Origin of the sequence: Paraburkholderia sp. GAS333, assembly GCF_050435665.1 — a bacterium.
Lineage (GTDB): Bacteria > Pseudomonadota > Gammaproteobacteria > Burkholderiales > Burkholderiaceae > Paraburkholderia > Paraburkholderia fungorum_A.
In genome coordinates this window covers 45039-66453 of record NZ_JBNDKS010000002.1, presented here as the reverse complement: position 1 = coordinate 66453, position 21415 = coordinate 45039, and the positions used below count along the sequence as shown (strand labels likewise).

22 protein-coding genes are annotated in these 21415 nt (G+C 63.7%); 14 read left to right on the top strand and 8 right to left on the bottom strand.

What is annotated here, in order from left to right:
* Nucleotides 1–57: 57 nt before the first annotated feature.
* Genes ABH945_RS09510 through ABH945_RS09490 form a run of 5 tightly spaced genes read left to right on the top strand, consistent with a single transcriptional unit; the run spans nucleotide 58 to nucleotide 5173 of the window.
* The gene (locus ABH945_RS09510) at nucleotides 58–1071 is read left to right on the top strand and encodes an ABC transporter permease subunit (RefSeq protein ID WP_074762431.1); all 1014 of its coding nucleotides are present in this window, start codon (nucleotides 58–60) and stop codon (nucleotides 1069–1071) included.
* A gap of 7 nt (nucleotides 1072–1078) precedes the next feature.
* Nucleotides 1079–1996, top strand: coding sequence for an ABC transporter permease subunit (locus ABH945_RS09505; RefSeq protein WP_074762430.1), 918 nt, complete (start codon nucleotides 1079–1081; stop codon nucleotides 1994–1996).
* Entirely contained in the window at nucleotides 1997–3001 is a 1005-nt protein-coding gene (locus ABH945_RS09500; RefSeq protein WP_074762429.1) for an ABC transporter ATP-binding protein, read from the top strand. It begins immediately after the preceding gene.
* Entirely contained in the window at nucleotides 2998–4017 is a 1020-nt protein-coding gene (locus ABH945_RS09495; RefSeq protein WP_074762428.1) for a peptide ABC transporter ATP-binding protein, read from the top strand. Before ABH945_RS09500 ends, ABH945_RS09495 begins: the two co-directional genes overlap by 4 nt.
* Entirely contained in the window at nucleotides 4010–5173 is a 1164-nt protein-coding gene (locus ABH945_RS09490) for a TraB/GumN family protein (RefSeq protein ID WP_429250418.1), read from the top strand. Before ABH945_RS09495 ends, ABH945_RS09490 begins: the two co-directional genes overlap by 8 nt.
* Nucleotides 5174–5181: 8 nt before the next feature.
* Here the strand turns inward: ABH945_RS09490 and ABH945_RS09485 are convergent, their stop codons facing one another.
* The 5 genes from ABH945_RS09485 to pxpB form a co-directional block, all read right to left on the bottom strand.
* The gene (locus tag ABH945_RS09485; protein ID WP_074762426.1) at nucleotides 5182–6138 is read right to left on the bottom strand and encodes a DUF979 domain-containing protein; all 957 of its coding nucleotides are present in this window, start codon (nucleotides 6136–6138) and stop codon (nucleotides 5182–5184) included.
* Nucleotides 6135–6869, bottom strand: coding sequence for a DUF969 domain-containing protein (locus ABH945_RS09480; RefSeq protein ID WP_074762425.1), 735 nt, complete (start codon nucleotides 6867–6869; stop codon nucleotides 6135–6137). Before ABH945_RS09480 ends, ABH945_RS09485 begins: the two co-directional genes overlap by 4 nt.
* A 281-nt stretch (nucleotides 6870–7150) precedes the next feature.
* Nucleotides 7151–7903, bottom strand: a complete 753-nt coding sequence (gene pxpA, locus ABH945_RS09475) for a 5-oxoprolinase subunit PxpA (RefSeq protein ID WP_429250417.1) — start codon at nucleotides 7901–7903, stop codon at nucleotides 7151–7153.
* Nucleotides 7904–8013: 110 nt separating this feature from the next.
* On the bottom strand, nucleotides 8014–9066 hold the full coding sequence (locus ABH945_RS09470) for a biotin-dependent carboxyltransferase family protein (RefSeq protein WP_074762423.1): 1053 nt from the start codon (nucleotides 9064–9066) through the stop codon (nucleotides 8014–8016).
* The gene (pxpB, locus tag ABH945_RS09465) at nucleotides 9063–9716 is read right to left on the bottom strand and encodes a 5-oxoprolinase subunit PxpB (protein WP_429250416.1); all 654 of its coding nucleotides are present in this window, start codon (nucleotides 9714–9716) and stop codon (nucleotides 9063–9065) included. Before pxpB ends, ABH945_RS09470 begins: the two co-directional genes overlap by 4 nt.
* Before the next feature lie 192 nt (nucleotides 9717–9908).
* Here pxpB and ABH945_RS09460 point away from each other — a divergent pair, with 192 nt between their 5' ends.
* Nucleotides 9909–10421 (top strand): winged helix DNA-binding protein, encoded by a 513-nt coding sequence (locus ABH945_RS09460; protein WP_042327041.1) that lies wholly within the window; start codon nucleotides 9909–9911, stop codon nucleotides 10419–10421.
* A 27-nt stretch (nucleotides 10422–10448) separates the two neighbouring features.
* Here the strand turns inward: ABH945_RS09460 and ABH945_RS09455 are convergent, their stop codons facing one another.
* Entirely contained in the window at nucleotides 10449–10985 is a 537-nt protein-coding gene (locus tag ABH945_RS09455) for a 5-formyltetrahydrofolate cyclo-ligase (protein WP_253189594.1), read from the bottom strand.
* Between the two features lie 77 nt (nucleotides 10986–11062).
* Between ABH945_RS09455 and ABH945_RS09450 the strand changes: the two genes are divergently transcribed.
* From ABH945_RS09450 to ABH945_RS09435, 4 genes are all read left to right on the top strand, one after another.
* Complete coding sequence (locus ABH945_RS09450) at nucleotides 11063–13030, top strand: lytic transglycosylase domain-containing protein (RefSeq protein WP_074762421.1); 1968 nt, start codon at nucleotides 11063–11065, stop codon at nucleotides 13028–13030.
* Nucleotides 13031–13110: 80 nt separating this feature from the next.
* A complete protein-coding gene (locus ABH945_RS09445) occupies nucleotides 13111–14064 on the top strand; it encodes a complex I NDUFA9 subunit family protein (RefSeq protein WP_429250415.1) in 954 nt (317 codons plus the stop codon).
* Nucleotides 14065–14125: 61 nt separating this feature from the next.
* Nucleotides 14126–14779 carry a glutathione S-transferase family protein gene (locus ABH945_RS09440; protein ID WP_074762419.1) on the top strand — a complete coding sequence of 218 codons (654 nt, stop codon included), beginning with the start codon at nucleotides 14126–14128 and terminating at the stop codon, nucleotides 14777–14779.
* Nucleotides 14776–16008, top strand: coding sequence for a multifunctional CCA addition/repair protein (locus tag ABH945_RS09435; RefSeq protein WP_429250414.1), 1233 nt, complete (start codon nucleotides 14776–14778; stop codon nucleotides 16006–16008). Before ABH945_RS09440 ends, ABH945_RS09435 begins: the two co-directional genes overlap by 4 nt.
* A 96-nt stretch (nucleotides 16009–16104) precedes the next feature.
* Here ABH945_RS09435 and ABH945_RS09430 read toward each other — a convergent pair whose 3' ends face one another.
* Together ABH945_RS09430 and ABH945_RS09425 are read right to left on the bottom strand one after the other, a co-directional pair.
* Entirely contained in the window at nucleotides 16105–16299 is a 195-nt protein-coding gene (locus ABH945_RS09430; protein ID WP_074762417.1) for a DUF2905 domain-containing protein, read from the bottom strand.
* A gap of 31 nt (nucleotides 16300–16330) precedes the next feature.
* Complete coding sequence (locus ABH945_RS09425) at nucleotides 16331–17527, bottom strand: class I SAM-dependent methyltransferase (protein WP_429250413.1); 1197 nt, start codon at nucleotides 17525–17527, stop codon at nucleotides 16331–16333.
* 13 nt (nucleotides 17528–17540) lie between these two features.
* On the opposite strand from ABH945_RS09425, the gene ABH945_RS09420 reads away from it, so the two are divergent.
* The 4 genes from ABH945_RS09420 (at nucleotide 17541) to glmU (ending at nucleotide 21360) form a co-directional block, all read left to right on the top strand.
* The gene (locus ABH945_RS09420) at nucleotides 17541–18380 is read left to right on the top strand and encodes an SDR family oxidoreductase (protein WP_429250412.1); all 840 of its coding nucleotides are present in this window, start codon (nucleotides 17541–17543) and stop codon (nucleotides 18378–18380) included.
* Nucleotides 18381–18478: 98 nt separating this feature from the next.
* Nucleotides 18479–18874 carry a dihydroneopterin aldolase gene (locus ABH945_RS09415; protein WP_012434647.1) on the top strand — a complete coding sequence of 132 codons (396 nt, stop codon included), beginning with the start codon at nucleotides 18479–18481 and terminating at the stop codon, nucleotides 18872–18874.
* A 3-nt stretch (nucleotides 18875–18877) separates the two neighbouring features.
* Nucleotides 18878–19864 (top strand): tRNA 2-thiocytidine(32) synthetase TtcA, encoded by a 987-nt coding sequence (gene ttcA / locus ABH945_RS09410; protein ID WP_429250411.1) that lies wholly within the window; start codon nucleotides 18878–18880, stop codon nucleotides 19862–19864.
* Nucleotides 19865–19998: 134 nt separating this feature from the next.
* Nucleotides 19999–21360 (top strand): bifunctional UDP-N-acetylglucosamine diphosphorylase/glucosamine-1-phosphate N-acetyltransferase GlmU, encoded by a 1362-nt coding sequence (gene glmU, locus ABH945_RS09405; protein WP_429250410.1) that lies wholly within the window; start codon nucleotides 19999–20001, stop codon nucleotides 21358–21360.
* Nucleotides 21361–21415: the final 55 nt, after the last annotated feature.

Here is a 21415-nt window from a genome sequence, read left to right as displayed (position 1 = left end):
TCACAAGCCCTCGTCGCCGGTTGCGTTTTTTCTTCACCAAGACCATAGGGACGAACCATGTTCCGCTTTGTTTTGCGCCGCATCGGCATGGTGATACCGACGTTTATCGGCATCACGATCCTTGCGTTCGCGCTGATTCACCTGATTCCGGGCGACCCCATCGAAGTGATGATGGGCGAGCGCGGCGTCGATCCCGCGATGCATGCCGCCGCGCTGCATCGTCTCGGACTCGACGAACCTCTGCCGATGCAGTACGTCCACTACCTGGGCCGCGCGCTGCACGGCGACCTCGGCACCTCGATCATCACCAACACGAGCGTGATGGGCGAATTCCTCGCGCGCTTTCCCGCCACCGTCGAACTGTCGATCTGCGCGATGTTTTTCGCGCTGGTCGTCGGCTTGCCGGCGGGCGTGTTCGCGGCTTTGCGACGCGGCACGGTGGTCGATCACGGCGTGATGGGCACGGCGCTCACCGGCTACTCGATGCCGATCTTCTGGTGGGGCTTGATCCTCATCATGTTCTTCTCGGTCGATCTGGGCTGGACGCCGGTGTCGGGCCGCATCGCGGTCGAATACGACATTCCGCGCGTGACCGGTTTCATGCTGATCGACGCGCTGATGCCGGGCACCGACGAAGGCGCGTTCAAATCCGCGCTGAGCCATCTGATCCTGCCCGCGATCGTGCTCGGCACGATTCCGCTGGCTGTGATCGCGCGCATGACGCGTTCGTCGATGCTCGAAGTGCTGCGCGAAGATTACATCCGCACGGCGCGCGCGAAGGGTTTGTCGCCGGCACGCGTGATCGTCGTGCATGCGCTGCGTAACGCGCTGATTCCGGTGGTGACGGTGATCGGCTTGCAGGTCGGCACGCTGCTCGCGGGCGCGGTGCTGACCGAGACGTTGTTCTCGTGGCCGGGCATCGGCAAATGGCTGATCGACGCGATCAGCCGCCGCGATTACCCGGTCGTGCAGGGCGGTATCCTGATGATCGCCACGTTGGTGATCGTCGTGAACCTCGTCGTCGATCTGTTGTACGGCGTGCTGAACCCACGCATCCGCCATACGAGGTAATACGAACATGGCAGACATACAAAACACAGTCCCCCAGGCGGTCACACCTCCCAGTGGCCGTGCAATCGCCGCCCGTGAATTCTGGGCGAATTTCTCGCGTAACCGTGGCGCTGTCGCCGCTGGCGTGATCGTGCTGCTGCTGGTTTTCGTCGCGATTTTCGCGCCGTTGATCGCGCCGCATAGCCCGATCGAACAGTACCGCGACAACGTGAAAATCCCGCCCGCGTGGCTCGACGGCGGCAACTGGAAGTTCATTCTCGGCACCGACGAAGCGGGCCGCGACATCCTCTCGCGTTTGATGTACGGCGCGCGGCTGTCGTTCTGGATCGGCTTCGTTTCCGTGGTGCTCGCATTGATCCCGGGCATCGTGCTCGGGCTGATCGCCGCGTTCTTCGAGAAGTGGGCCGACACGCCGATCATGCGGATCATGGACGTGCTGCTCGCGTTGCCGTCGCTGCTGCTCGCGGTGGCCGTGGTCGCGATCATCGGCCCGGGTCTGGTCAACACGATGCTCGCGATTGCGATCGTCGCGCTGCCTGGCTACGTGCGTTTGACGCGCGCATCGGCGCAGGGCGAGTTGCAGAAGGAATACGTGACCGCGTCGCGTGTCGCAGGTGCCAGCACGATGCGTTTGATGTTCTCGCAAGTGTTGCCGAACTGCACCGCACCGCTGATCGTGCAGGCTACGCTCGGTTTTTCGTCGGCGATTCTCGATGCGGCCGCGCTCGGTTTTCTCGGGCTCGGCGTGCAGCCGCCGTCGGCGGAGTGGGGCGCAATGCTGGCCTCGGCGCGCGATTACATCGACAGCGCATGGTGGATCGTCACGATGCCGGGTCTGTCCATTCTGATCTCGGTGCTCGCGATCAATCTGCTCGGCGACGGGCTGCGCGACGCACTCGATCCCAAACTGAAACGGATGGCCTAAATGACTAGCTTATTGACCATCCGCAACCTGGCGGTGAATTTCAACGGCCTTCCCGCCGTCGACCGCATCAGCCTCGACGTCGCGCCTGGCGAAGTCGTCGGCGTGGTCGGCGAATCGGGTTCGGGCAAGAGCGTCACGATGATGGCGCTGATGGGCCTGATCGACGCGCCCGGCAAAGTCACCGCCGACGAAGTCACGTTCAACGGCACGAATCTGCTGAAGGCATCGGCGAAGGAACGCCGCAAGATCATCGGCAAAGATATCGCGATGGTGTTCCAGGACGCGCTCACCAGCCTGAATCCGAGCTACACGGTCGGCTATCAGATCAAGGAAGTGCTGAAGCTGCACGAAGGCCTGCGCGGCAGCGCGCTCGACAAACGCGCGCTGGAACTGCTCGATCAGGTCGGCATTCCCGATCCGAAGGGACGCATCAATTCGTTCCCGCATCAGATGTCGGGCGGCATGAACCAGCGCGTGATGATCGCTATGGCGATTGCGTGCAACCCGAAACTGCTGATCGCCGACGAGCCGACCACCGCGCTCGACGTGACGATCCAGGCGCAGATCATGGAGTTGCTGATCAAGCTGCAGAAGGAACGCGGCATGGCGCTCGTGCTGATTTCGCACGACCTGGCGGTGGTGTCCGAGGTCGCGCAGCGCGTCGCGGTCATGTACGCTGGCGAAGTGATCGAAACCAACAAGGTGCCGGATATCTTCGCCGCGCCGCATCATCCGTACACGGAAGCGCTGCTGGCGGCGATTCCCGAGCACAACGTCGGCGCGGTGCGGCTCGCGGCGCTGCCGGGCATGGTGCCGGGACGCGACGACCGTCCGAAAGGATGCCTGTTCGCGCCGCGCTGCAAATACGTGGTCGACGATTGCGTGAAGGCGCGGCCCGCGCTCGCACCGATGCAAGGTCACGCCGAAGTGGCGCGCGTGCGCTGCATCAAACCCCTGAACCTGAGCGGCGACGCGAACGTTCACACCCATGGAGGCGCACGATGAACGCAGTACCCGAAACGCGGCGCCAGTCGAACCATGCGGGCGATCACGTGCTGGTCGCCGACCAGCTCGCGCGTTACTACACGGTCAAGCGCGGCATGTTCGCGTCGGGCACGGTGAAGGCGCTGAACGGGGTGTCGTTCGCGCTGGAGCGCGGCAAGACGCTGGCCGTGGTCGGCGAATCCGGCTGCGGCAAATCCACGCTCGCGCGCCAGCTCACGATGATCGAAACGCCTAGCGCGGGTCGTCTGCTGATCGACGGTGAAGATGTGGCCGGTGCGGATCACGCGAAAATCGCCGCGTTGCGGCGGCGCGTGCAGATGGTGTTCCAGAACCCGTTTGCGTCGCTGAATCCGCGTAAGACCGTCGAGCAGACACTCGGCGAACCGCTCGCGATCAACACGCAACTGAGCGCCACCGAACGCGCCGAACGGATCGCGCAGATGATGCGCACCGTCGGCCTGCGCCCGGAACATGCGAAGCGCTATCCGCATATGTTCTCCGGCGGTCAGCGTCAGCGGGTGGCGATTGCGCGCGCGATGATCCTCGATCCGCAGATCGTGGTCGCCGACGAACCCGTGTCCGCGCTCGACGTGTCGATCCAGGCGCAGATCCTGAACCTGTTCATGGACTTGCAGGAACAGTTCAAGACCAGCTACGTGTTCATCTCGCACAATCTGTCGGTGGTGGAACATATCGCCGACGACGTGATGGTGATGTACTTCGGCGGCGTCGCCGAACTCGGCGACAAGAAGAAGATTTTCGCGAAGCCGAGGCATCCGTACACGCGCGCGCTGATGTCGGCCACGCCGTCCATCTTCGAAGCGGATCGCAGCATCAAGATCAAGCTGCAGGGCGAGATGCCGTCGCCGCTGAATCCGCCGTCGGGCTGCACGTTCCATCAGCGCTGCCCGTATGTGATCGACCGTTGCCGCAGCGAAGAGCCGAAGCTGCGTGAAGTGGATGGCCGTCAGGTCTCGTGTCATCGCGCCGAGGAGGTGGGGGACGTGGATGCCTGATGCAGTGGCGGCGCGTCGTATTGCGCGCCGCTCGCGTGACGGTGGCCGCCGTGCCGCTTTCGCGCGCCGCTGGGGAGCGCGCGCACTGACCGGTGCCGTGCTCCTTGGCGTCTGTACTTTTCCCGCGATGCGTCTTGCGCCGTCCGGTCTCGCCTACGCCGCGGGAGCGGCCGCCAATACGCCCGCGCAGGCGGGACGTCCGGCGGTTCAGGTGCCGGGTGTGCCGCCATCGCCGCCCGCGAGTCTGCCGGGCTTTCACAGCGCGCCTTCGTTGCCGCCCGCTACGCCGGGCACGACCGCCAGTGGTCCGGTGCGCGCGCAGCCGGCGCGCATGCCGTTCTATGTCGCCACGCGCGGCACGACCACGATCTATCTGCTGGGCACGCTGCATGTCGGCGATCCGAACGACTATCCGGCGACGCAGCCGTTCCGTCCGCAGATTCTCGCCGCGCTGGCCGCGTCGCCGACGCTCGCGCTCGAACTGTCGCCCGACGAACTGCTGGTGTCGCAAGACGATGTGTCGAAGTACGGCGTCTGCCGGCACGACTGTCTGCCGGGCTTGTTGCCCGAGCCGCTGTGGCACAAGCTGGCGATGAGATTGCGCGGCAATCCCGCCGCGCTCGATGCAATCAAGAAGATGCGGCCGTGGCTCGCGTCGCTGGTCGTCGAAACCTACGATTCGCTGAGCGCCGGCTTGCAGACTGAGTACGGCTCGGAAGCGCAATTGCAGAACGTGTATCTGAAGACGCGCGGCAAGATCGTCGGCCTCGAAACCTTGCCGCAGCAAATGCGTGCGTTCACGAATCTGTCGCTCGCGCAGCAGCGCGAAATGCTCGCGCAGGATCTCGTGCAAACGCCCGCGCAAAACGTCGCGGATGTGCGAGCGTTGCACCGGCTATGGCAGGTCGGCGATGCGGATGCGATCGCCGCGTGGCAGGCCGCCAAATCCGAAAATCTGGCGCGCGACAAGCGCGTTTCCGATTCGATCGACAACAAGATCGTCTACGAACGCAACCGCCGTTTCGTCTCGCGGATGCTGCAGATCGCCGCGCCGAACAAGCCGGTGTTCGTGGCCATCGGCGCGTTGCATCTGGGCGGCCCGAAGGGCGTGCTGCAGCTGTTGCGGCAGCGCGGCTTCGTGGTCGAACCGGGCTGACGCGCTCGCTATAAAAACATCAGGAAATTCAGCAGAAAGATGTTGATGACCAGCATGGTCAGCGCCGTCGGTATCTGCACCTTGATCACCGCGTTCTTGTCCGGCAACTCCAGCAACGCGACCGGCACCATGTTGAAGTTCGCGGCCATCGGCGTCATCAGCGTGCCGCAGTAGCCGGAAAACATGCCGATTGCCGCCATCACCGCCGGGTTGCCGTGGAACACGCCGACCAGAATCGGCACGCCCACACCGCCCGTCATCACCGGAAACGCGGCGAAGCCGTTGCCCATCACCATCGTGAACAGCGCCATGCCGATGCAGTACACAGCCACCGCGACGAAGCGGTAATCGAGGCTGATGTACGACGTGGTGACGTGCGCGACCGCCTTGCCGACGCCCGCGTCGGAGAACACGAGGCCGAGCATGCCGAGCATTTGCGGCAGCACGGCGGCCCATGACAACGCGTCGACCAGCCGGCGCGCTTCCTTCATCGACTGACCGACGGTGTCGCGCGTCATCACGCAGGCAATCGCGAGTGCGATCACACAGCCGATGCCGAAGCCGATCAGCGTGACGTTGGCTTTTTCGATCAGCGGAACGCCGCCGAAGATCAGATGACTCGCCGACAGCGTGACGATCACTGTCACGACCGGAATCGTCAGCGCAGGCACGAACAGCTTGTTGCCGAGGCGCGCGGCGCTCGCCTTGCGCGCTTCGAGCGACAAGGTTTTGGGCTTTGCCGCCGTGACGCCGCCGAAGCCGGCAATCAGCGCCATCACGATCACCGCGACACCGACGACGGCGGGCGGCAACCGGTCGCCGATCAGGAAGATCAGCGCGTAGAGAATCCAGAAGCCGCCGGCGGTGAAACGGCGCGGGTGGTCCTTATCCGTGACGATCATGCCGCCGATCACCAGCAGCACGAGGCCCAGCAGCCAGAACAGATAGTTGATGGTGAAGGTCATGCCTTGTCTCCCGCAGCGGGTTGCGTCGACGAAGACGGCGCGTTGCCGCGCAGCTCGCGTTCGAGCCGCCGGTCGAGCAGATACAGCCGGAAGCCGTGCACGATGAACGCGCAGATCGCAGTCGGAATGCCCCACACGGCCACGTGAATCGGTTCGACGACAATGCCTGCCTCTTTCAGGAAGGTGGTCATCAGCACGATGGCGCCGAAGGCGACGAAAACATCTTCGCCGAAGAACAGGCCGACGTTGTCGGTGGCAGCGGAGAATGCGCGCAGGCGGAATCGCACCGCGTCGCTGAGTTTGCCGAAGCGCGTCTCGGCTGCGCCTTCGGCCATCGGCGCGATTAGCGGACGCACCATTTGCGGATGTCCGCCGAGTCCGGTCAGACCGACCGCAGCCGTGAGTTCGCGCACCAGCAGATAAACGATCAGCAGACGCCCGGCGGTCGCCGCCTTGATGCTGCTGATCCACGCTTGTGCGCGTTCGCGCAGGCCATGCCGTTCGAGCAGGCCGATCACCGCGAGCGGCAGAAGAATGATCAGCGGGATATTGCGCGTCTTGATGAAGCCGGTGCCGATCAGCGCGAGAATTTTTTCGGGTGGAAAATTCGCGGCGAGGCCGGTGACGATCGCGGCGACGGCCACGATCAGCATCGGATTGAAGCGCAATAAAAAGCCGACGATGATAACGGCCACGCCAATCAGCGGCCATAGACTGACAGTTGTCTGCATCTGGATCTCCAAACAGGGTTCAACCTCGCCGCTCGTGACGGCGAACATGGTTATGGCGCAGGGCGGCCCGTCCCTATGCCTTCTTGTTGTCACGGCTCTTGATGGCCGTGTGACTTCGAACTTCCACTGCCGGCACCCGCATCGGCTAGCCGATGCAAATACCGCGAATACGTTCGGCACCTGGCAAACGCCCCGCGTGAGAGCGGGGCGTCGGAGGTGTCACAAGGGTTGAATTGCGCTGCTTGTTGCGGTGACGTCGGCGTTTAAATCAGCGCTGTCGCTCAGACGCGCGCGGCGCCCGCCGCATGCACTTCGATGCCGGCCGCTTCCAGCGCGCCGCGAATACGCTTCGCAAACGCGAGCGCATGCGGGCCGTCGCCATGCAGACAGATGGTTTGCGCGTTCAGCGGCACCCATTGACCGTCCACGGCTCGCACACGCTGGTCGCGGATCATCGCGAGCGTGCGCTCCAGTACTTCCTCTTCGTCGTCGAGCAACGCGCCGGGCTGGTTGCGCGGCACGAGCGAGCCGTCCGCGCGATAACCCCGGTCGGCGAACACTTCTTCGATCGCGGTCAGACCTGCGTTGCGTGCCGCCGTCACGAGACCGCTGTTGGCGAGCGCGAACACCGCCACCGACGGATCGAAATCGTGCACCGCCGACACAATCGCGTCGGCGATTTTCGCGTCGCGCGCGGCCTGGTTGTACAGCGCGCCGTGCGGCTTGACGTGCGCGATGCGGCCGCCTTCAGCCTGAGCAATCGCCGACAGCGCGCCGAGTTGATACAGCACGCCCGCGTAAATTTCGCCGGCCGGCAGATCCATTTCCTTGCGGCCGAAATTTTCCGGATCGTTGAAGCTCGGATGCGCGCCGATCGACACGCCTTTCTGCACCGCCCAGCGCACGCAGTCGCGCATCGTGTTGGCGCCGCCCGCGTGCCAGCCGCACGCGATGTTCGCCGAACTGACGAGCGCGAGCAGCGCCTCGTCGGAGCCGCAGCCTTCGCCGAGGTCGGCGTTCAAATCGATTTCCATGGTGTTCCTCTACTGATTGCAGGTGCTTTCCAACCCGGCGTCTTTTGCACCGGACTCCCGAAGGGGAGAGCCCGTTCGAGCAAAAACCGGGGTGGTCCCGCGTATTCCGGTTACCCCGCCGCGACCGCCAACTGGCGCGCGCAGCGTTCTTCATGCATCGCGATCGCGGCGTCGATCTGCCGCAAATACGTGCGTTCTTCCAGCAAAGCCTGACGCGCTTCGTAAGGCGTCGTCGGGATAAAGCGTACGGACGCGTTCAGCCGGACCTGCGCGAGCTTCCACAAATCCGCCTGGATCACCGCGCCGATTTTCGGATAACCGCCGGTGGTCTGCGCGTCGCTCATCAAGACGATCGGCTGGCCGTTCGGTGGCACCTGGATGGTCCCGGGCAACACCGCGTGCGACAGCAGATCGGTTTTCTGCGTCCGTTTCAGTTCGGCACCGGCGAGGCGATAGCCCATCCGGTTGCTGTTCGGCGTGACGAGCCACTCGTCGGACCAGAACGATTCGTGCGCGGCTTCGGTGAAGCTGTCGTATTCGGGGCCGCGCAGCACGCGAATCGGAATCGCCCAAGGCACGCCCGACGGATGACGGCCGCGCCTCAACGGTTCGTGAACCAGCACGAATTTGCACCAGTAGGGCGCTTTTACGCCGAATTCGGGCGCCTCCGGCGTGAAGCCGACATGGTCGCGCGGCGGCGGCGCGCCGACCGGCAGACGGTCGCCGTCACGCAGCGCGCGACCGCCGAGTCCGCCGAACTGGCCGGCGAGGTCGGTGCTGCGCGAGCCGAGCATCGGCAATACGTCGATGCCGCCCGCCACGCACACGTAGCCGCGCATGCCGCGTTTCGCGCCGTTCAGCACGAGTTCCTGACCGGCCTGCACCGGCAGGCTCCACCATGAATAGACCGGCTTGCCGTCGAGCGTCGCGCCGAATTCGGTGCCCGTGATCGCCACCCGCGTGGCGCGCAGAAAGCGCAGCACGGTCGGGCCGAAGGTGATTTCCAGACCGGCTGCGTCGGGGCGATTGCCCACCAGCCGGTTGCCGACTTCCAGCGACAGGCGGTCGAGCGCGCCCCCCATCGCCACGCCGAGATGACGATAGCCATGACGGCCGAGATCCTGAATCGTAGTCAGCAGACCCGCGCGAATCACATCGATCATGCGTGTATCCCCGCGATGGTGAAGCGAACCCGGTCGCCCGGCTGCAGCAGCGTGGGCGGGCGGCGCGTGGCGTCGAAAAGCGGTAGCTCGGTGCGTCCGATCAACTGCCAGCCGCCGGGCGACGTGGCCGGATAAATGCCCGTCTGCTCTCCGCCGATGCCGACCGAGCCCGCTGGCACCTCCAACCTCGGCGACGCGCGGCGCGGCGCGTGCAACGCGGCGTCGAGTCCGCCCATGTAGGCGAAGCCCGGCTGGAAGCCGAGGAAGAACACGACGTATTCGCCGCCCGAATGGCGCTGCACGATTTCGTTGACGCTCAGGCCCGTGTGATCGGCGACCGCTTGCAGATCCGGGCCGAATTCGCCGCCGTACTGCACGGGGATCTCCACTTCGCGACCCGGCTCCGGTGTCGCGCCCGCCGCGTTCCACGCTTTCAGCAACTCGCTGGCGAGCGCTTCGCGGTCGGCCTCGAGCGGATCGAAGACGAGCGTCAGATTGTTCATACCCGGCACGACTTCCAGCACATGCGGCCAGTCGCGCGCGAGCTCAGCTGCGGCCCACACGCGGCGCTGGCACGCAAGCGTCGCGGGCGGCGGCGATTCGCAGACAAGCGCGGCATCGCCGAGCGGAAAAATTCTTGGTTGGCTCATGACTTGACAGCCCAGGTCGGGTCGAAGGAAGTGAGCACACTGCACACTCGTCGATGCACGATGAATGAAGCGTACATTATCAATAAAATATCAACAATTTCTCAATAAGCGTTTTTGCCAGGCTCCCCGGGATTCACGGCTCGTCGTACACTCCCGACACCTTCCCACCCTGTTTCCCCGAGAATTTTCGCCATGTCGCGCCATCCCACCAAGATCGTTTCATCGGAACATCTCGTGTCCGAGACCAGCGCCGAGCTGTCCGAACTCGAGTACGCGCTGATCATGGCCGGCAATGCATTCAACCGGTGGATGGTGCGCTGCATGTCGGCGGCCGGCGACAAGGACATGACCGCCATCGAAGTATCGCTGCTTCATCACGTCAGCCATCGCGAACGTCGCAAGAAACTGGCGGACATCTGCTTCGTGCTGAACATAGAAGACACCCACGTCGCCACCTACGCGCTGAAGAAACTCGTAGCTAGAGGGTATGTAAAAAGCGAAAAGACCGGCAAGGAAGTGTTCTTCTCCGCGACCGAAGCGGGTCGCGAGTTGTGTCTGAAATATCGGGAAGTGCGCGAGAGTTGCCTGATTTCGACGCTGAAGGAAAGCGGCCTGACCAACGAGCAGATCGGCGACGCGGCGCAGTTGATGCGCAACGCGTCCGGCTTGTACGACACGGCGGCGCGGGCGGCGGCGTCTTTGTAGCCGGGTGGCGCTCGCCCGGCGTTCAATTCAACGGGGCGGATAAACCCCAGCCTCGGTGACGATCAGATCGAGCGCAATGTCGTGCGCTTCACGTTGAAGATCTTGCGTGCGGCACGCTTCATAAGCGATGCCCACCGTGACCGGTTGCTTCGATCCCGGCCACGCGGCCAGCGTGCGATCGTAGTATCCGCCGCCGTAGCCTAGCCGGTAGCCATCGGCATCGAATCCCACACACGGTATGAACAGCAGTTCGGGAACGACTACCTGTCCCGAGGTCGGCTCAGCAATCTTGTGATGACCGATTTTCATCGGCGTCGCGGGGGTCCATGCATGGAATTCGAGCGGCGCGCCACGCTCCTTGACAATCGGCAGACTGGCTTCGCGCTGCGCATTGGCCGTCAACCAGACCGAGACCGCGGGACGTGCGTCGAACTCACCCGCGAGCGGCCAGTAGAAGCCCACGCTGGCTGCTCCGAAGTGCTTCAGCGCGTCCAGCACACGACGGCCGAGCGCAGCGTTGTATGCCGGGTCGGAAGCCGCTTGTAGCCTTGCTTCCAATAGCATTCGACGCAACGCCTTTTTCGATTCCGGGACAGGGTTGCATGCTATGCTTGGGTTCAATTCGCGCTCCAGAAACAACGATGTCAAAACGCCTTTACCGAGTATATCGCGCGGCCGGTCTGGCGCTTGCCGCTGCGGCACTCGTCGCGTGCAGCACGGCCGTAGCCGTCAAGCCCATCCCCCTTTCGCAGCTCACCAACGACGACCAGACCTTCGTCCAGTTGCGCGAAGCGTCCCGCAATAACGACGCGGCGCGTGCAGCCCAACTGGCGAGCATGATCCCGAACTATCCGGCGCCTGCTTATCTGGAGTACTTCCAGATCAAGCCGCAACTGTTCGATTCGTCCGGCCATGCACGCGTCGACGCGCCGGACGCGCCGGTGCTGGCGTTTCTGCAGAAGTACGACGGCCAGGCTATCGCCGACCGCATGCGCAACGACTACCTCACGGTGCTCGGCACGCGTCACGACTGGCGCAATTTCGATCAGCAGTACGCCCGCTTCGTGTTGAACGACGACACGCAGGTGAAGTGCTACGCGCTCGAATCGCGGGCGTCGCGGGGTGAAAACGTGGCCGACGCGGCGCGTGCGCTGCTGGTCGATCCGAAGTGGTACGGCGACGGCTGTGTCGACCTGATCACGACGCTGGGCGTGAGCCGCCAGTTCAGCACCGACGACATCTGGCAACAGATCCGTCTCGCTTACGAGCAGAACAACACCAACACCGGCAGCAAGCTCGTCGACGCGCTGAGCAACAATCCGCCCGATCCCACGCTGTTCGCGCAGGCTACCAATGCGCCGCCGTTGTTGCTGGCGCGTGGTGTCGGTCCGGATTCGCAATCGCATCAGCTGGCGTTGCTCGCGATCACGCGCATGGCGCGCAACGACCCGGCCATGGCCGCGGCTACGTTTGCGTCGGTGGCGCCGTCGCTGAGTTCGCCGGAGCGCGCCATCGGCTGGGGCACGATTGCCTATCAGGCCGCCGCCAAGCAGATGCCGAGCGCAGTCGACTGGTACCGCCTGTCGGCGAATGCGCCGCTGTCGAATCCCGCGTATGAATGGCGCACCCGCACCGCGCTGCTGGCCGGCGACTGGAATATGGTGCGCTGGTCGATCGAACAGATGCCCGAGGCATTGCGCAATCAGCCGTCGTGGGTGTACTGGCATGCGCGCGCACTCAAGCAGGCCGGCGACACGGCCACCGCCAACCAGGAATTCGCATCGATCTCGCCGGGCTTCAACTTCTACGGTCAACTGGCCGCTGAAGAACTCGGCCAGAAAATCACCGTTCCGCCGAAAACCACTGTCAGCGATGCCGAAGTCCAGCAGGCTGCAAACACGCCTGGTTTCGATCTCGCGCAGCGGTTCTACGCGATGAATCTGCGGCTTGAAGGCAATCGCGAATGGAACTGGCCGCTGCGCACCATGAGCGACCGGCAACTGCTCGCGGCCGCCGAATACGCGCGCCGTATCCAGCTTTATGACCGCACCGTCAACACGGCCGACCGCACGAAGAGCGAACACGATTTCTCGCTGCGGTATCTGTCGCCGTTCCGCGATATCGTCGACCGCGACGCGCAGTCGAACGGGCTCGACGTCGAGTGGGCGTATGGTCTGATCCGTCAGGAATCGCGCTTCATCATGAACGCGCGCTCCGAAGTCGGCGCGAGCGGCTTGATGCAATTGATGCCGGGCACCGCGCAACTGGTCGCGAAAAAGATCGGCCTCGGCCCGATTTCGCGCGAACAGATGAACGACATCAACACCAATATCCTGCTCGGGACCAACTACCTGTCCATGATCTACAATCAGTTCGACGGGTCCGCCGTGCTGGCCACCGCAGGCTATAACGCGGGTCCTGGCCGTCCGCGCAACTGGCGGGCTTCGTTGCAGCATCCGGTTGAAGGCGCGATCTTCGCCGAAGCGATTCCGTTCCAGGAAACGCGTGACTACGTGAAGAACGTGTTGTCCAACACGGTCTACTACGCGGCATTGTTCGAAGGCCGTCCGCAATCGCTGAAGGCGCGTCTGGGTTACATCGCACCGTAAGCGCCGTGCCGCTGCAGCCTCGCCCGAGGCTGCAGCGCGCCACGCCAGCCGTTGCCGCGGCTTCCACCAGGGAGTCGAAAATGCGACATCAAGCCATTGCGATCATCGGCGGTTCCGGGTTTATCGGTAGCCACCTCGTCAACTCGCTCGTCGAACTGGGCAAAGACGTTCGCATCGCCACCCGGCGGCGCTATAACGCCCGCCATCTCACCTTGTTGCCAATCGACGTGATCGAAACCGATGTGTTCGATCCGGTTCAGCTCGCGCGCTTTGTCGAGGGCGCCGATTGCGTGATCAATCTCGTGGCGACGTTGAACGGCAATCGCGGCAAACCGTACGGTTCGGAATTCGCGCTGATGCATGTCGAGTTGCCGACCCGCATCGTCGCCGCGTGCGAGGGCAAGGGCGTGCATCGGATGATTCACGTCAGCGCGCTCGGCGCAGATTCGAACGGGCCGAGCATGTACGCGCGCTCGAAGGGCGACGGCGAGAAAGCGGTGCACGCGGCCAATCTGGCGTGGACGGTGTTTCGTCCGTCCGTGGTGTTTGGTCCCGAAGACGAGTTCCTCAACAAGTTCGCGTTCTTGCAGCGGATGTTTCCGGTCATCCCGCTCGCGATGCCGGACGCAAAGTTTCAGCCGGTGTATGTCGGCGACGTGGCGAAGGCCATCACCAACGTGATCGACCTCGACGCCGCCAGCGGCCATACCTACGAACTGGGCGGCCCGACCGTCTACACGCTCGAAGATCTCGTCAGCTATTGCGGCGACGTGATCGGCAAACACGCGCGGATCATCCGTCTGCCGGAAGCGTTCGCGCGTTTGCAGGCGCTCACGTTCGAAATGGCGCCCGGTAAGCCGGTCATCTCGCGCGACAATCTCGATTCGATGAAAGTCGACAACGTGTTGAGCGCACCGGTCGCGCCTGAACTCGGCATCGAGCCGACCAGCATCGAAACCATCGCGCCGGTGTATCTGACGGGCGCGTCTACGCGTTCGCGCTTCGATGCGTTCCGCGCCACCGCGGGCCGTTGAAGCAACTTCTTTTTTCTGTTCAAACCCGCTTGAATCTGCGGTTAAACCAAGTAGACGAAGCATGAAGCTGATTATTGGTGACAAGAATTATTCGTCATGGTCGATGCGCCCATGGCTGCTGCTGAAGCATTTCGATATTTCGTTCGAAGAAGTGCTGATCCATCTGTACCAGGCCGACACGACTACGGCGGTGCTCGCGCACGCGCCTCAAGGTCCGGGCAAGGTGCCGTGTCTGATCGACGAAACCGGCGCCGCCGTGTGGGATTCGCTCGCGATTGCGGAGACGCTGGCCGAGCGCTTTCCGCAGCACGCGCTGTGGCCGCGCGACCCGTTGGCGCGTGCGCGCGCCCGCAGCGTCAGCGCCGAAATGCACTCGGGCTTCGGCGCATTGCGCTCGAATATGTGGATGAATATCCGCGCATCGTTTCCAGGCAGGAACGCGACGCCCGAGGCGCTCGCCGATATCGCGCGAATCGAGGCGATCTGGCGCGACTGCCTCGATACGTATGGCGGGCCGTTCCTGTTCGGCGAGTTCGGTATTGCCGACGCGATGTACGCGCCGGTCGTGATGCGCTTCAACACCTGGCAGCCGGCCTTGTCCGACACCGCCTCGGCTTATGTCGAGCGGATCAACGCGGTGCCCGCTGTCCGCGAATGGATCGACGCGTCGCGTCGCGAAACCCACGCGATTCCGTACCAAGACGTATGCCCATGAAAATCTACGCGGTAGGCGGTGCGATCCGCGACGAATTGCTGGGCGTGCCGGCGCTGGATCGCGATTACGTGGTGGTCGGCGCGACGCCCGAGCAGATGGTGGCGCAGGGCTATCGGCCGGTGGGCAAGGATTTCCCCGTGTTTCTGCATCCGCAGACGCATGAGGAATACGCGCTCGCTCGCACAGAGCGCAAGACGGCGGCGGGTTATCACGGCTTCCAGTTTTTCTATGCCCCGGACGTCACACTCGAAGAGGACCTCGCGCGCCGCGACCTGACGGTCAACGCGATGGCTCGCGAAGTTCGCCCGGACGGTGAACTGACCGGTCCGGTGATCGACCCGTTCAATGGACAAGGCGACTTGCAGGCACGGCTCTTCCGCCATGTCAGCGATGCGTTTCTCGAAGATCCCGTGCGGATTCTGCGGATTGCGCGCTTTGCGGCCCGCTTTGTCGACTTCAACGTCGCGCCGGAAACGCTGGCGCTGATGCGCAAGATGGTCGCCGACGGCGAGGTGGACGCGCTGGTGGCCGAGCGCGTGTGGCAGGAAGTGTCGCGCGGCCTGATGGAGAAAAAGCCTTCGCGAATGTTCGAGGTACTGCGTGAATGCGGCGCGTTGGCGCGGATTCTGCCGGAAATCGACGCGCTCTATGGCGTGCCGCAGCGGGCCGACTATCACCCGGAGGTGGATACGGGCGTCCACGTGATGATGGTGGTCGATCATGCCGCGCAGCAGGGCTACGCGCTGCCGGTGCGGTTCGCGGCGCTGACGCACGACCTCGGCAAGGCGACCACGCCCGACGACGTGCTGCCCAGACATATCGGCCACGAAGGGCGCAGCGTCGATCTGCTGAAACCGCTTTGCGAGCGCCTGCGCGTGCCGAACGACTGCCGCGATCTGGCGCTGCTGGTGGCGCGCGAGCACGGCAACATTCATCGCGTGATGGAAATGGGGGCGGCTGCACTGGTCAGGCTGCTGGAACGCGGCGACGCAATCCGCAAACCGGCGCGCTTCGCCGAGGCGTTGCAGGCTTGCGAGGCGGATGCGCGCGGGCGGCTCGGTTTTGAGACGCGGGATTATCCACAGGCCGAGCGCTTACGCGTGGCGCTGGTCGCTGCGCGGGGTGTGGATGCCGGTGCAGTGGCCAAACGTCTCGCCGATGCGCCTGCCGGGATCAAGGACGCGGTGCATCAGGAGCGGGTTCGCGCAGTGGAGGCTGCGCTGGGATAGTGCGCTTTGTCTTTTGCGCTTCGATCACAACGGACCGCTGCGGTTGCGGCCGGCTGTGATCGAACGCAGAGGGCAATCGCCGAGGCAGGCGAAAACCTACAACATCCGCGCCACGAGCGACAACAGCATCGACAACACCAGCGTCGACATAAAAGGAAACGGATACTCGCGGCCGAACATGCGCAAGGTCACGTCGCCGGGCATCCGGCCAATGCCGATTTTCCGCAGCCACGGCCAGCAGGACGACAGCACCGCCACCGCAATAAACGTAGTCAATAGCCAGCGGATCATCGTGCGTTCCTGAGACGAAGTAGGCCGGAAATCACAGCGTATGCGAACGGTCGCCGCTGGAAAAGGCTTGCAGCGTGTCGTCAAGTCCGCGTGAGAAGGCGATCACCTTGAACAGTTCACCCATCTCCGCTTCCGACAACAACTTCTGCACCGCATTCGCCGCCGGCAGAAACCGCGCGGTATCGGCGGGATCGATTTCCGACAGCGCTTCAGTAATTCCCGCGTTCAGCAAAAACCGCGCTTGCGACGTGAAACCCAGCAAATCCGCGCCCGTTTCGACGCCCGCTTCGGCGATTCCGGTGAATTCGACGTGCGCGGTGATGTCCTGCAAGCCCGGATAAAGGAACGGATCGCCGTGCGCGCGATGCCGGTAGTGGCACATCAGCGTGCCCTGCGCGCGTTGCGCGTGGTAATACTCGTGTCGCGGAAAACCGTAGTCGATCAGAAACACCGCGCCGCGCGTGAGCATCGTGCAGACGGTGCGCGTGAACGCGCTCGCCGCTTCGTGCGTTTCGGCGACGTAGTCATCGCCCGCGCTCGTGTCGATTTCCGACAGCAACGCGAGGTCGGTAGACGTGCCGGAAACCGGACGGTCGTCGAACGCGAACGCGTCGTCGCGCCATACCACGCCGCGCTCGTGCCAGATGCCGCCGGTGAACGCGAAAAGCCGCACCGGCATCGCGTCCAGCACCTCGTTGCCGATCACCACGCCCTCGAACTGCTCAGGCAACGCGTCCAGCCAGCGGACTTTCGCCAGCAAAGCAGGCGCGACCGCCGCGATCGTCTCGCGCTGACGCTCGCGCAGTTCGCCGGACAGATCCACGATCGAATAGCTGTCGAACTCCGCGCCCAACCCGTCGAGCGCGTTCAGCAGGCCAGCGGCCAGTTTGCCTGTGCCCGCGCCGAATTCCATCACGTCGCGCGTGCCGCTTGCCTGCAAAGCCTCGGCCAGCGGGCGCGCGAGCGTCGCGGCGAATAGCGGCGACAATTCCGGCGCGGTCACGAAGTCGCTGCCGTCGTCGCCACGCAGACCAAATTTGCGCGAACCACCGCTGTAATAGCCGAGTCCCGGCGCGTAAAGCGCGCGTTCCATATAGCGGTCGAACGGCAGCCAGCCGCCCGCATTTTCGAGCTCCGAGCGGATCTGCGAGACCAGCGCTTCGGACTGCGCGAGCGCGCTCGGGCCGGGAGCAGGTAAACTATCGGGTTGGTGAGCTTTCGGATTCATCCCCGTATTGTAAATGACCGCCTCTTCGGATACCCCCGTGGACACCGCCGCCGCCCGCTCGCCGGAAACTCGCGAAACGCCGCGTATCGTGCTGATAACCGGCGCCGCCCGCCGCATCGGGCGTGCGCTCGCGCTCGGATTTGCCGCTCGCGGCTGGGACGTGGCGGTTCACTACGGTGCGTCCCGCGAGGAAGCCGACGAAACGGTCGCGCAAATCACCGCTCTGGGCCGCCGCGCGGTGGCTCTGCAGGCCGAATTAGGCGACGAATCGCAGGTTGAACGGCTTTTGCCGGACTGCATCGCGGCGCTCGGCCGGCCGGCGTGTATCGTCAACAATGCGTCGCGCTTCGAAGAGGACACGGCGCAGAACGTCGGTTACGAGCTGCTGCTGAAGCTGACCGCGATGAATCTCGGCGCGCCGCTGGTGCTGGCGCGCATGCTGTTCGAGGCGACGCCCGAGGCCGCGCGCACGGACGAAAGCCTGCGCGGCGTCGTGATCAACGTGCTGGATCAGAAGCTGTACAACATGAATCCGGACTATCTGTCGTACACGCTGTCGAAGGCGGCGTTACAGACAGCCACGGTCGCGCTGGCCCAGGCGTTGGCGCCGAAAGTGCGCGTGGTCGGGCTCGCGCCCGGTCTGACGCTGCAATCCGGCGACCAGACGCAAGACGGTTTTGAAGCCGCTCACCGTATTACGCCTTTGGGCCGCGCGTCGCGACCCGAAGATATTGTCGCCGCCGCGCTGTATCTCGCCGATGCAGCGGGCGTCACCGGTACGACGCTGGTGGTCGACGGCGGGCAGCATCTGCTGCCCATGCCGCGCGACGTTATGTTTTTGACGGGCGCCTGACGCGCGCGGCGGTTCTGCTGTCTACTGGCAGACAGAAAAATGCCGCGCCACCCAAGCGCCCCCTGCGTGCCCCGCACGCTTTTTTGACTGGAACGAACATGTTTGCCGCTCTTTCGCATCCCCGGCTCGCCGATTGCCGCCGCCTTTTTCTGCGCAATTACGAAGTGCATATCAACATCGGCGTGCACGATTTCGAAAAGCGCGGCGAACAGCGCGTCGTGATCAACGTCGAACTGTTCGTGCCGCTCGCGCTGTCCACGCCGGTTCAGGACAAGCTCAACGAAGTCGTCGATTACGACTTCATGCGCTCCACCATTTCGCGCCGCGTCGAGCAGGGTCATATTCACCTGCAGGAAACGCTGTGCGACGACCTCGTGAAGACCATGCTCGAACATCCGCAAGTGCGGGCGGCGCGCGTGTCGACTGAGAAGCCGGACGTGTACCCGGACTGCGACGCTGTGGGCGTCGAAGTCTTCCGTATCAAAGAGGACTGAGCCATGAACGCTCCAGACATCCTGAACGACGGCGCAACTGCCGCCGCGCCCGCAGCCAGGGTCAAGGCACCGCTCACGCGTCGCGAGCAGAAAGAAGCGTACGAGAACAACAAGCTGTTCAAGCGACTCGCGCGCCAGGTCGGCGAGGCGATCGTCGATTTCAACATGATCGAGGACGGCGACAAGGTGATGGTCTGCCTGTCGGGCGGCAAAGACAGCTACGCGATGCTCGAAATCCTGATGCGGTTGCGCGAGCGCGCGCCGATCAACTTCGACATCGTCGCGGTGAATCTCGACCAGAAGCAGCCCGGCTTCCCCGAACACGTGCTGCCCGAATACCTGAAGCAACTCGACATTCCGTTTCACATCGAGAATCAGGACACGTACAGCATCGTCAAGCGGCTGGTGCCTGAGGGCAAAACCACCTGTTCGCTGTGCTCGCGGCTGCGTCGCGGCATTCTGTACCGCGTGGCGGGCGAACTCGGCGCGACCAAGATCGCGCTCGGCCATCATCGCGACGACATTCTGCAAACGCTGCTGCTGAACATGTTCTACGGCGGCAAGCTGAAGGGAATGCCGCCCAAGCTGCAATCGGACGACGGCAAGAACATCGTGATCCGTCCGCTCGCCTACGTGAAGGAAACCGATCTGGAAAAGTACGCGGAACTGCGCGAATTCCCGATTATTCCGTGCAATCTGTGCGGTAGCCAACCGAACCTGAAACGCGCGGAAATGAAGGCGCTGGTGCGCGACTGGGAAAAGCGTTTCCCGGGCCGCATCGAGAATATGTTCAATGCATTGTCGAACGTCGTGCCGTCGCATTTGATGGATCACAAGCTGTATCCGTTCGCCAATCTGCGCGCGACCGGCGAAGCCGATCCGCAAGGCGACATTGCATTCGACGAAGATCCGTGTTCGCCGGACAGCGGTGAAGGTGCGCCGCTCACCGCGTCGAAAACGATCTCGATTGTGCAGTTTGACGATCTTTGACGAAAGCGGAAAACGCCCTGAAAAATGGGCGTTTCCGCACATTTCAGCATGACTTGGGGCCGCACTAGCGGCCTTTGTCGTTATAGGCTGCGTGATAGAATCCACGGCTCAAAACTCGTCCCATTGCCAACGCCATGAACATCGTTATTTTGGCGGCAGGCACCGGCAAGCGTATGCGGTCCGCGCTTCCCAAGGTGCTCCATCCTCTGGCTGGCCAGCCGCTTCTCGCTCACGTTATCGACACGGCTCGCGCGCTCAAACCCGCGCGTCTTGTCGTCGTGATCGGACATGGCGCTGAAGCCGTGCGCAAGGCCGTCGCGGCGCCCGACGTCCAGTTTGCCGTGCAGGAACAGCAACTCGGCACGGGGCACGCAGTCCAGCAGGCATTGCCGCTGCTCGATCCGTCCGAACCCACGCTGGTGCTTTACGGCGACGTGCCGCTCACGCGCGCCAGCACGCTGCAGGCGCTGACCGACCGCGCGGGGCAGGGCGGCTACGGCGTACTCACCGTCACGCTGGACGACCCGAGCGGCTACGGCCGCATCGTGCGCGATCAGCAGGGCAAGGTGCAGCGCATCGTCGAACAGAAAGACGCGAGCGCGGAACAGCTGCAGATCGCCGAGATCAACACCGGCATTATCGTGGCGCCGACCGAACGGCTCGCGGGCTGGCTCGCGTCGCTGAAAAACGACAACGCGCAAGGCGAGTTCTATCTGACCGACGCAGTCGAGATGGCGATCGAAGCGGGTCTTGAGATCGTCACCACGCAGCCCGATGAAGAGTGGGAAACGCTCGGCGTGAACAGCAAGCAGCAGCTTGCCGAACTGGAGCGCATTCACCAGCACAACGTCGCCGACGCCTTGCTGATCGCGGGCGTGACGTTGGCCGACCCGGCGCGTCTGGACGTACGCGGCTCGCTCGAGTGCGGCCGCGACGTTTCCATCGACGTGAACTGCGTGTTCGAAGGCCGCGTGACGCTGGCCGACAACGTGACCATCGGACCGAACTGCGTAATCCGCAATGCGAGCATCGGCGCCGGCACACGGGTCGATGCGTTCACGCATATCGAAGGCGCCGAAGTCGGCGCGAACGTGGTGCTCGGGCCGTACGCGCGCTTGCGTCCGGGCGCGTCGCTGCAGGACGAGTCGCACGTCGGCAACTTCGTCGAAGTGAAAAATGCGGTGCTCGGCCACGGCTCGAAAGCGAACCACCTCACCTATATCGGCGACGCGGACATCGGTGCGCGCGTGAATATCGGCGCGGGTACCATCACCTGTAACTACGACGGCGCGAACAAATTCCGCACGGTGATCGAAGACGACGTGTTCGTCGGCTCGGACACCCAGCTGGTCGCGCCGGTGCGCGTGAAACGCGGCGCGTCGATCGCGGCGGGCACGACGGTCTGGAAGGACGTCGAAGCCGGCACGCTGGTTCTGAACGACAAGACGCAAACCAGTAAAACGGGCTATGTGCGCCCGGTCAAGAAGAAGAGCTGACGGCAGCGACGCGCGCCGCAAGGCGTGCTCCTTGAAATCCAGCACTGAATAAAGG

Bases quoted from the DNA above. Each gene is read 5' to 3' on its own strand.
- ABH945_RS09510 (WP_074762431.1), top strand. From the start codon at position 58: ATGTTCCGCTTTGTTTTGCGCCGCATCGGCATGGTGATACCGACGTTT.
- ABH945_RS09505 (WP_074762430.1), top strand. From the start codon at position 1,079: ATGGCAGACATACAAAACACAGTCCCCCAGGCGGTCACACCTCCCAGT.
- ABH945_RS09500 (WP_074762429.1), top strand. From the start codon at position 1,997: ATGACTAGCTTATTGACCATCCGCAACCTGGCGGTGAATTTCAACGGC.
- ABH945_RS09495 (WP_074762428.1), top strand. From the start codon at position 2,998: ATGAACGCAGTACCCGAAACGCGGCGCCAGTCGAACCATGCGGGCGAT.
- ABH945_RS09490 (WP_429250418.1), top strand. From the start codon at position 4,010: ATGCCTGATGCAGTGGCGGCGCGTCGTATTGCGCGCCGCTCGCGTGAC.
- ABH945_RS09485 (WP_074762426.1), bottom strand. From the start codon at position 6,138: ATGACCTTCACCATCAACTATCTGTTCTGGCTGCTGGGCCTCGTGCTG.
- ABH945_RS09480 (WP_074762425.1), bottom strand. From the start codon at position 6,869: ATGCAGACAACTGTCAGTCTATGGCCGCTGATTGGCGTGGCCGTTATC.
- pxpA (WP_429250417.1), bottom strand. From the start codon at position 7,903: ATGGAAATCGATTTGAACGCCGACCTCGGCGAAGGCTGCGGCTCCGAC.
- ABH945_RS09470 (WP_074762423.1), bottom strand. From the start codon at position 9,066: ATGATCGATGTGATTCGCGCGGGTCTGCTGACTACGATTCAGGATCTC.
- pxpB (WP_429250416.1), bottom strand. From the start codon at position 9,716: ATGAGCCAACCAAGAATTTTTCCGCTCGGCGATGCCGCGCTTGTCTGC.
- ABH945_RS09460 (WP_042327041.1), top strand. From the start codon at position 9,909: ATGTCGCGCCATCCCACCAAGATCGTTTCATCGGAACATCTCGTGTCC.
- ABH945_RS09455 (WP_253189594.1), bottom strand. From the start codon at position 10,985: ATGCTATTGGAAGCAAGGCTACAAGCGGCTTCCGACCCGGCATACAAC.
- ABH945_RS09450 (WP_074762421.1), top strand. From the start codon at position 11,063: ATGTCAAAACGCCTTTACCGAGTATATCGCGCGGCCGGTCTGGCGCTT.
- ABH945_RS09445 (WP_429250415.1), top strand. From the start codon at position 13,111: ATGCGACATCAAGCCATTGCGATCATCGGCGGTTCCGGGTTTATCGGT.
- ABH945_RS09440 (WP_074762419.1), top strand. From the start codon at position 14,126: ATGAAGCTGATTATTGGTGACAAGAATTATTCGTCATGGTCGATGCGC.
- ABH945_RS09435 (WP_429250414.1), top strand. From the start codon at position 14,776: ATGAAAATCTACGCGGTAGGCGGTGCGATCCGCGACGAATTGCTGGGC.
- ABH945_RS09430 (WP_074762417.1), bottom strand. From the start codon at position 16,299: ATGATCCGCTGGCTATTGACTACGTTTATTGCGGTGGCGGTGCTGTCG.
- ABH945_RS09425 (WP_429250413.1), bottom strand. From the start codon at position 17,527: ATGAATCCGAAAGCTCACCAACCCGATAGTTTACCTGCTCCCGGCCCG.
- ABH945_RS09420 (WP_429250412.1), top strand. From the start codon at position 17,541: ATGACCGCCTCTTCGGATACCCCCGTGGACACCGCCGCCGCCCGCTCG.
- ABH945_RS09415 (WP_012434647.1), top strand. From the start codon at position 18,479: ATGTTTGCCGCTCTTTCGCATCCCCGGCTCGCCGATTGCCGCCGCCTT.
- ttcA (WP_429250411.1), top strand. From the start codon at position 18,878: ATGAACGCTCCAGACATCCTGAACGACGGCGCAACTGCCGCCGCGCCC.
- glmU (WP_429250410.1), top strand. From the start codon at position 19,999: ATGAACATCGTTATTTTGGCGGCAGGCACCGGCAAGCGTATGCGGTCC.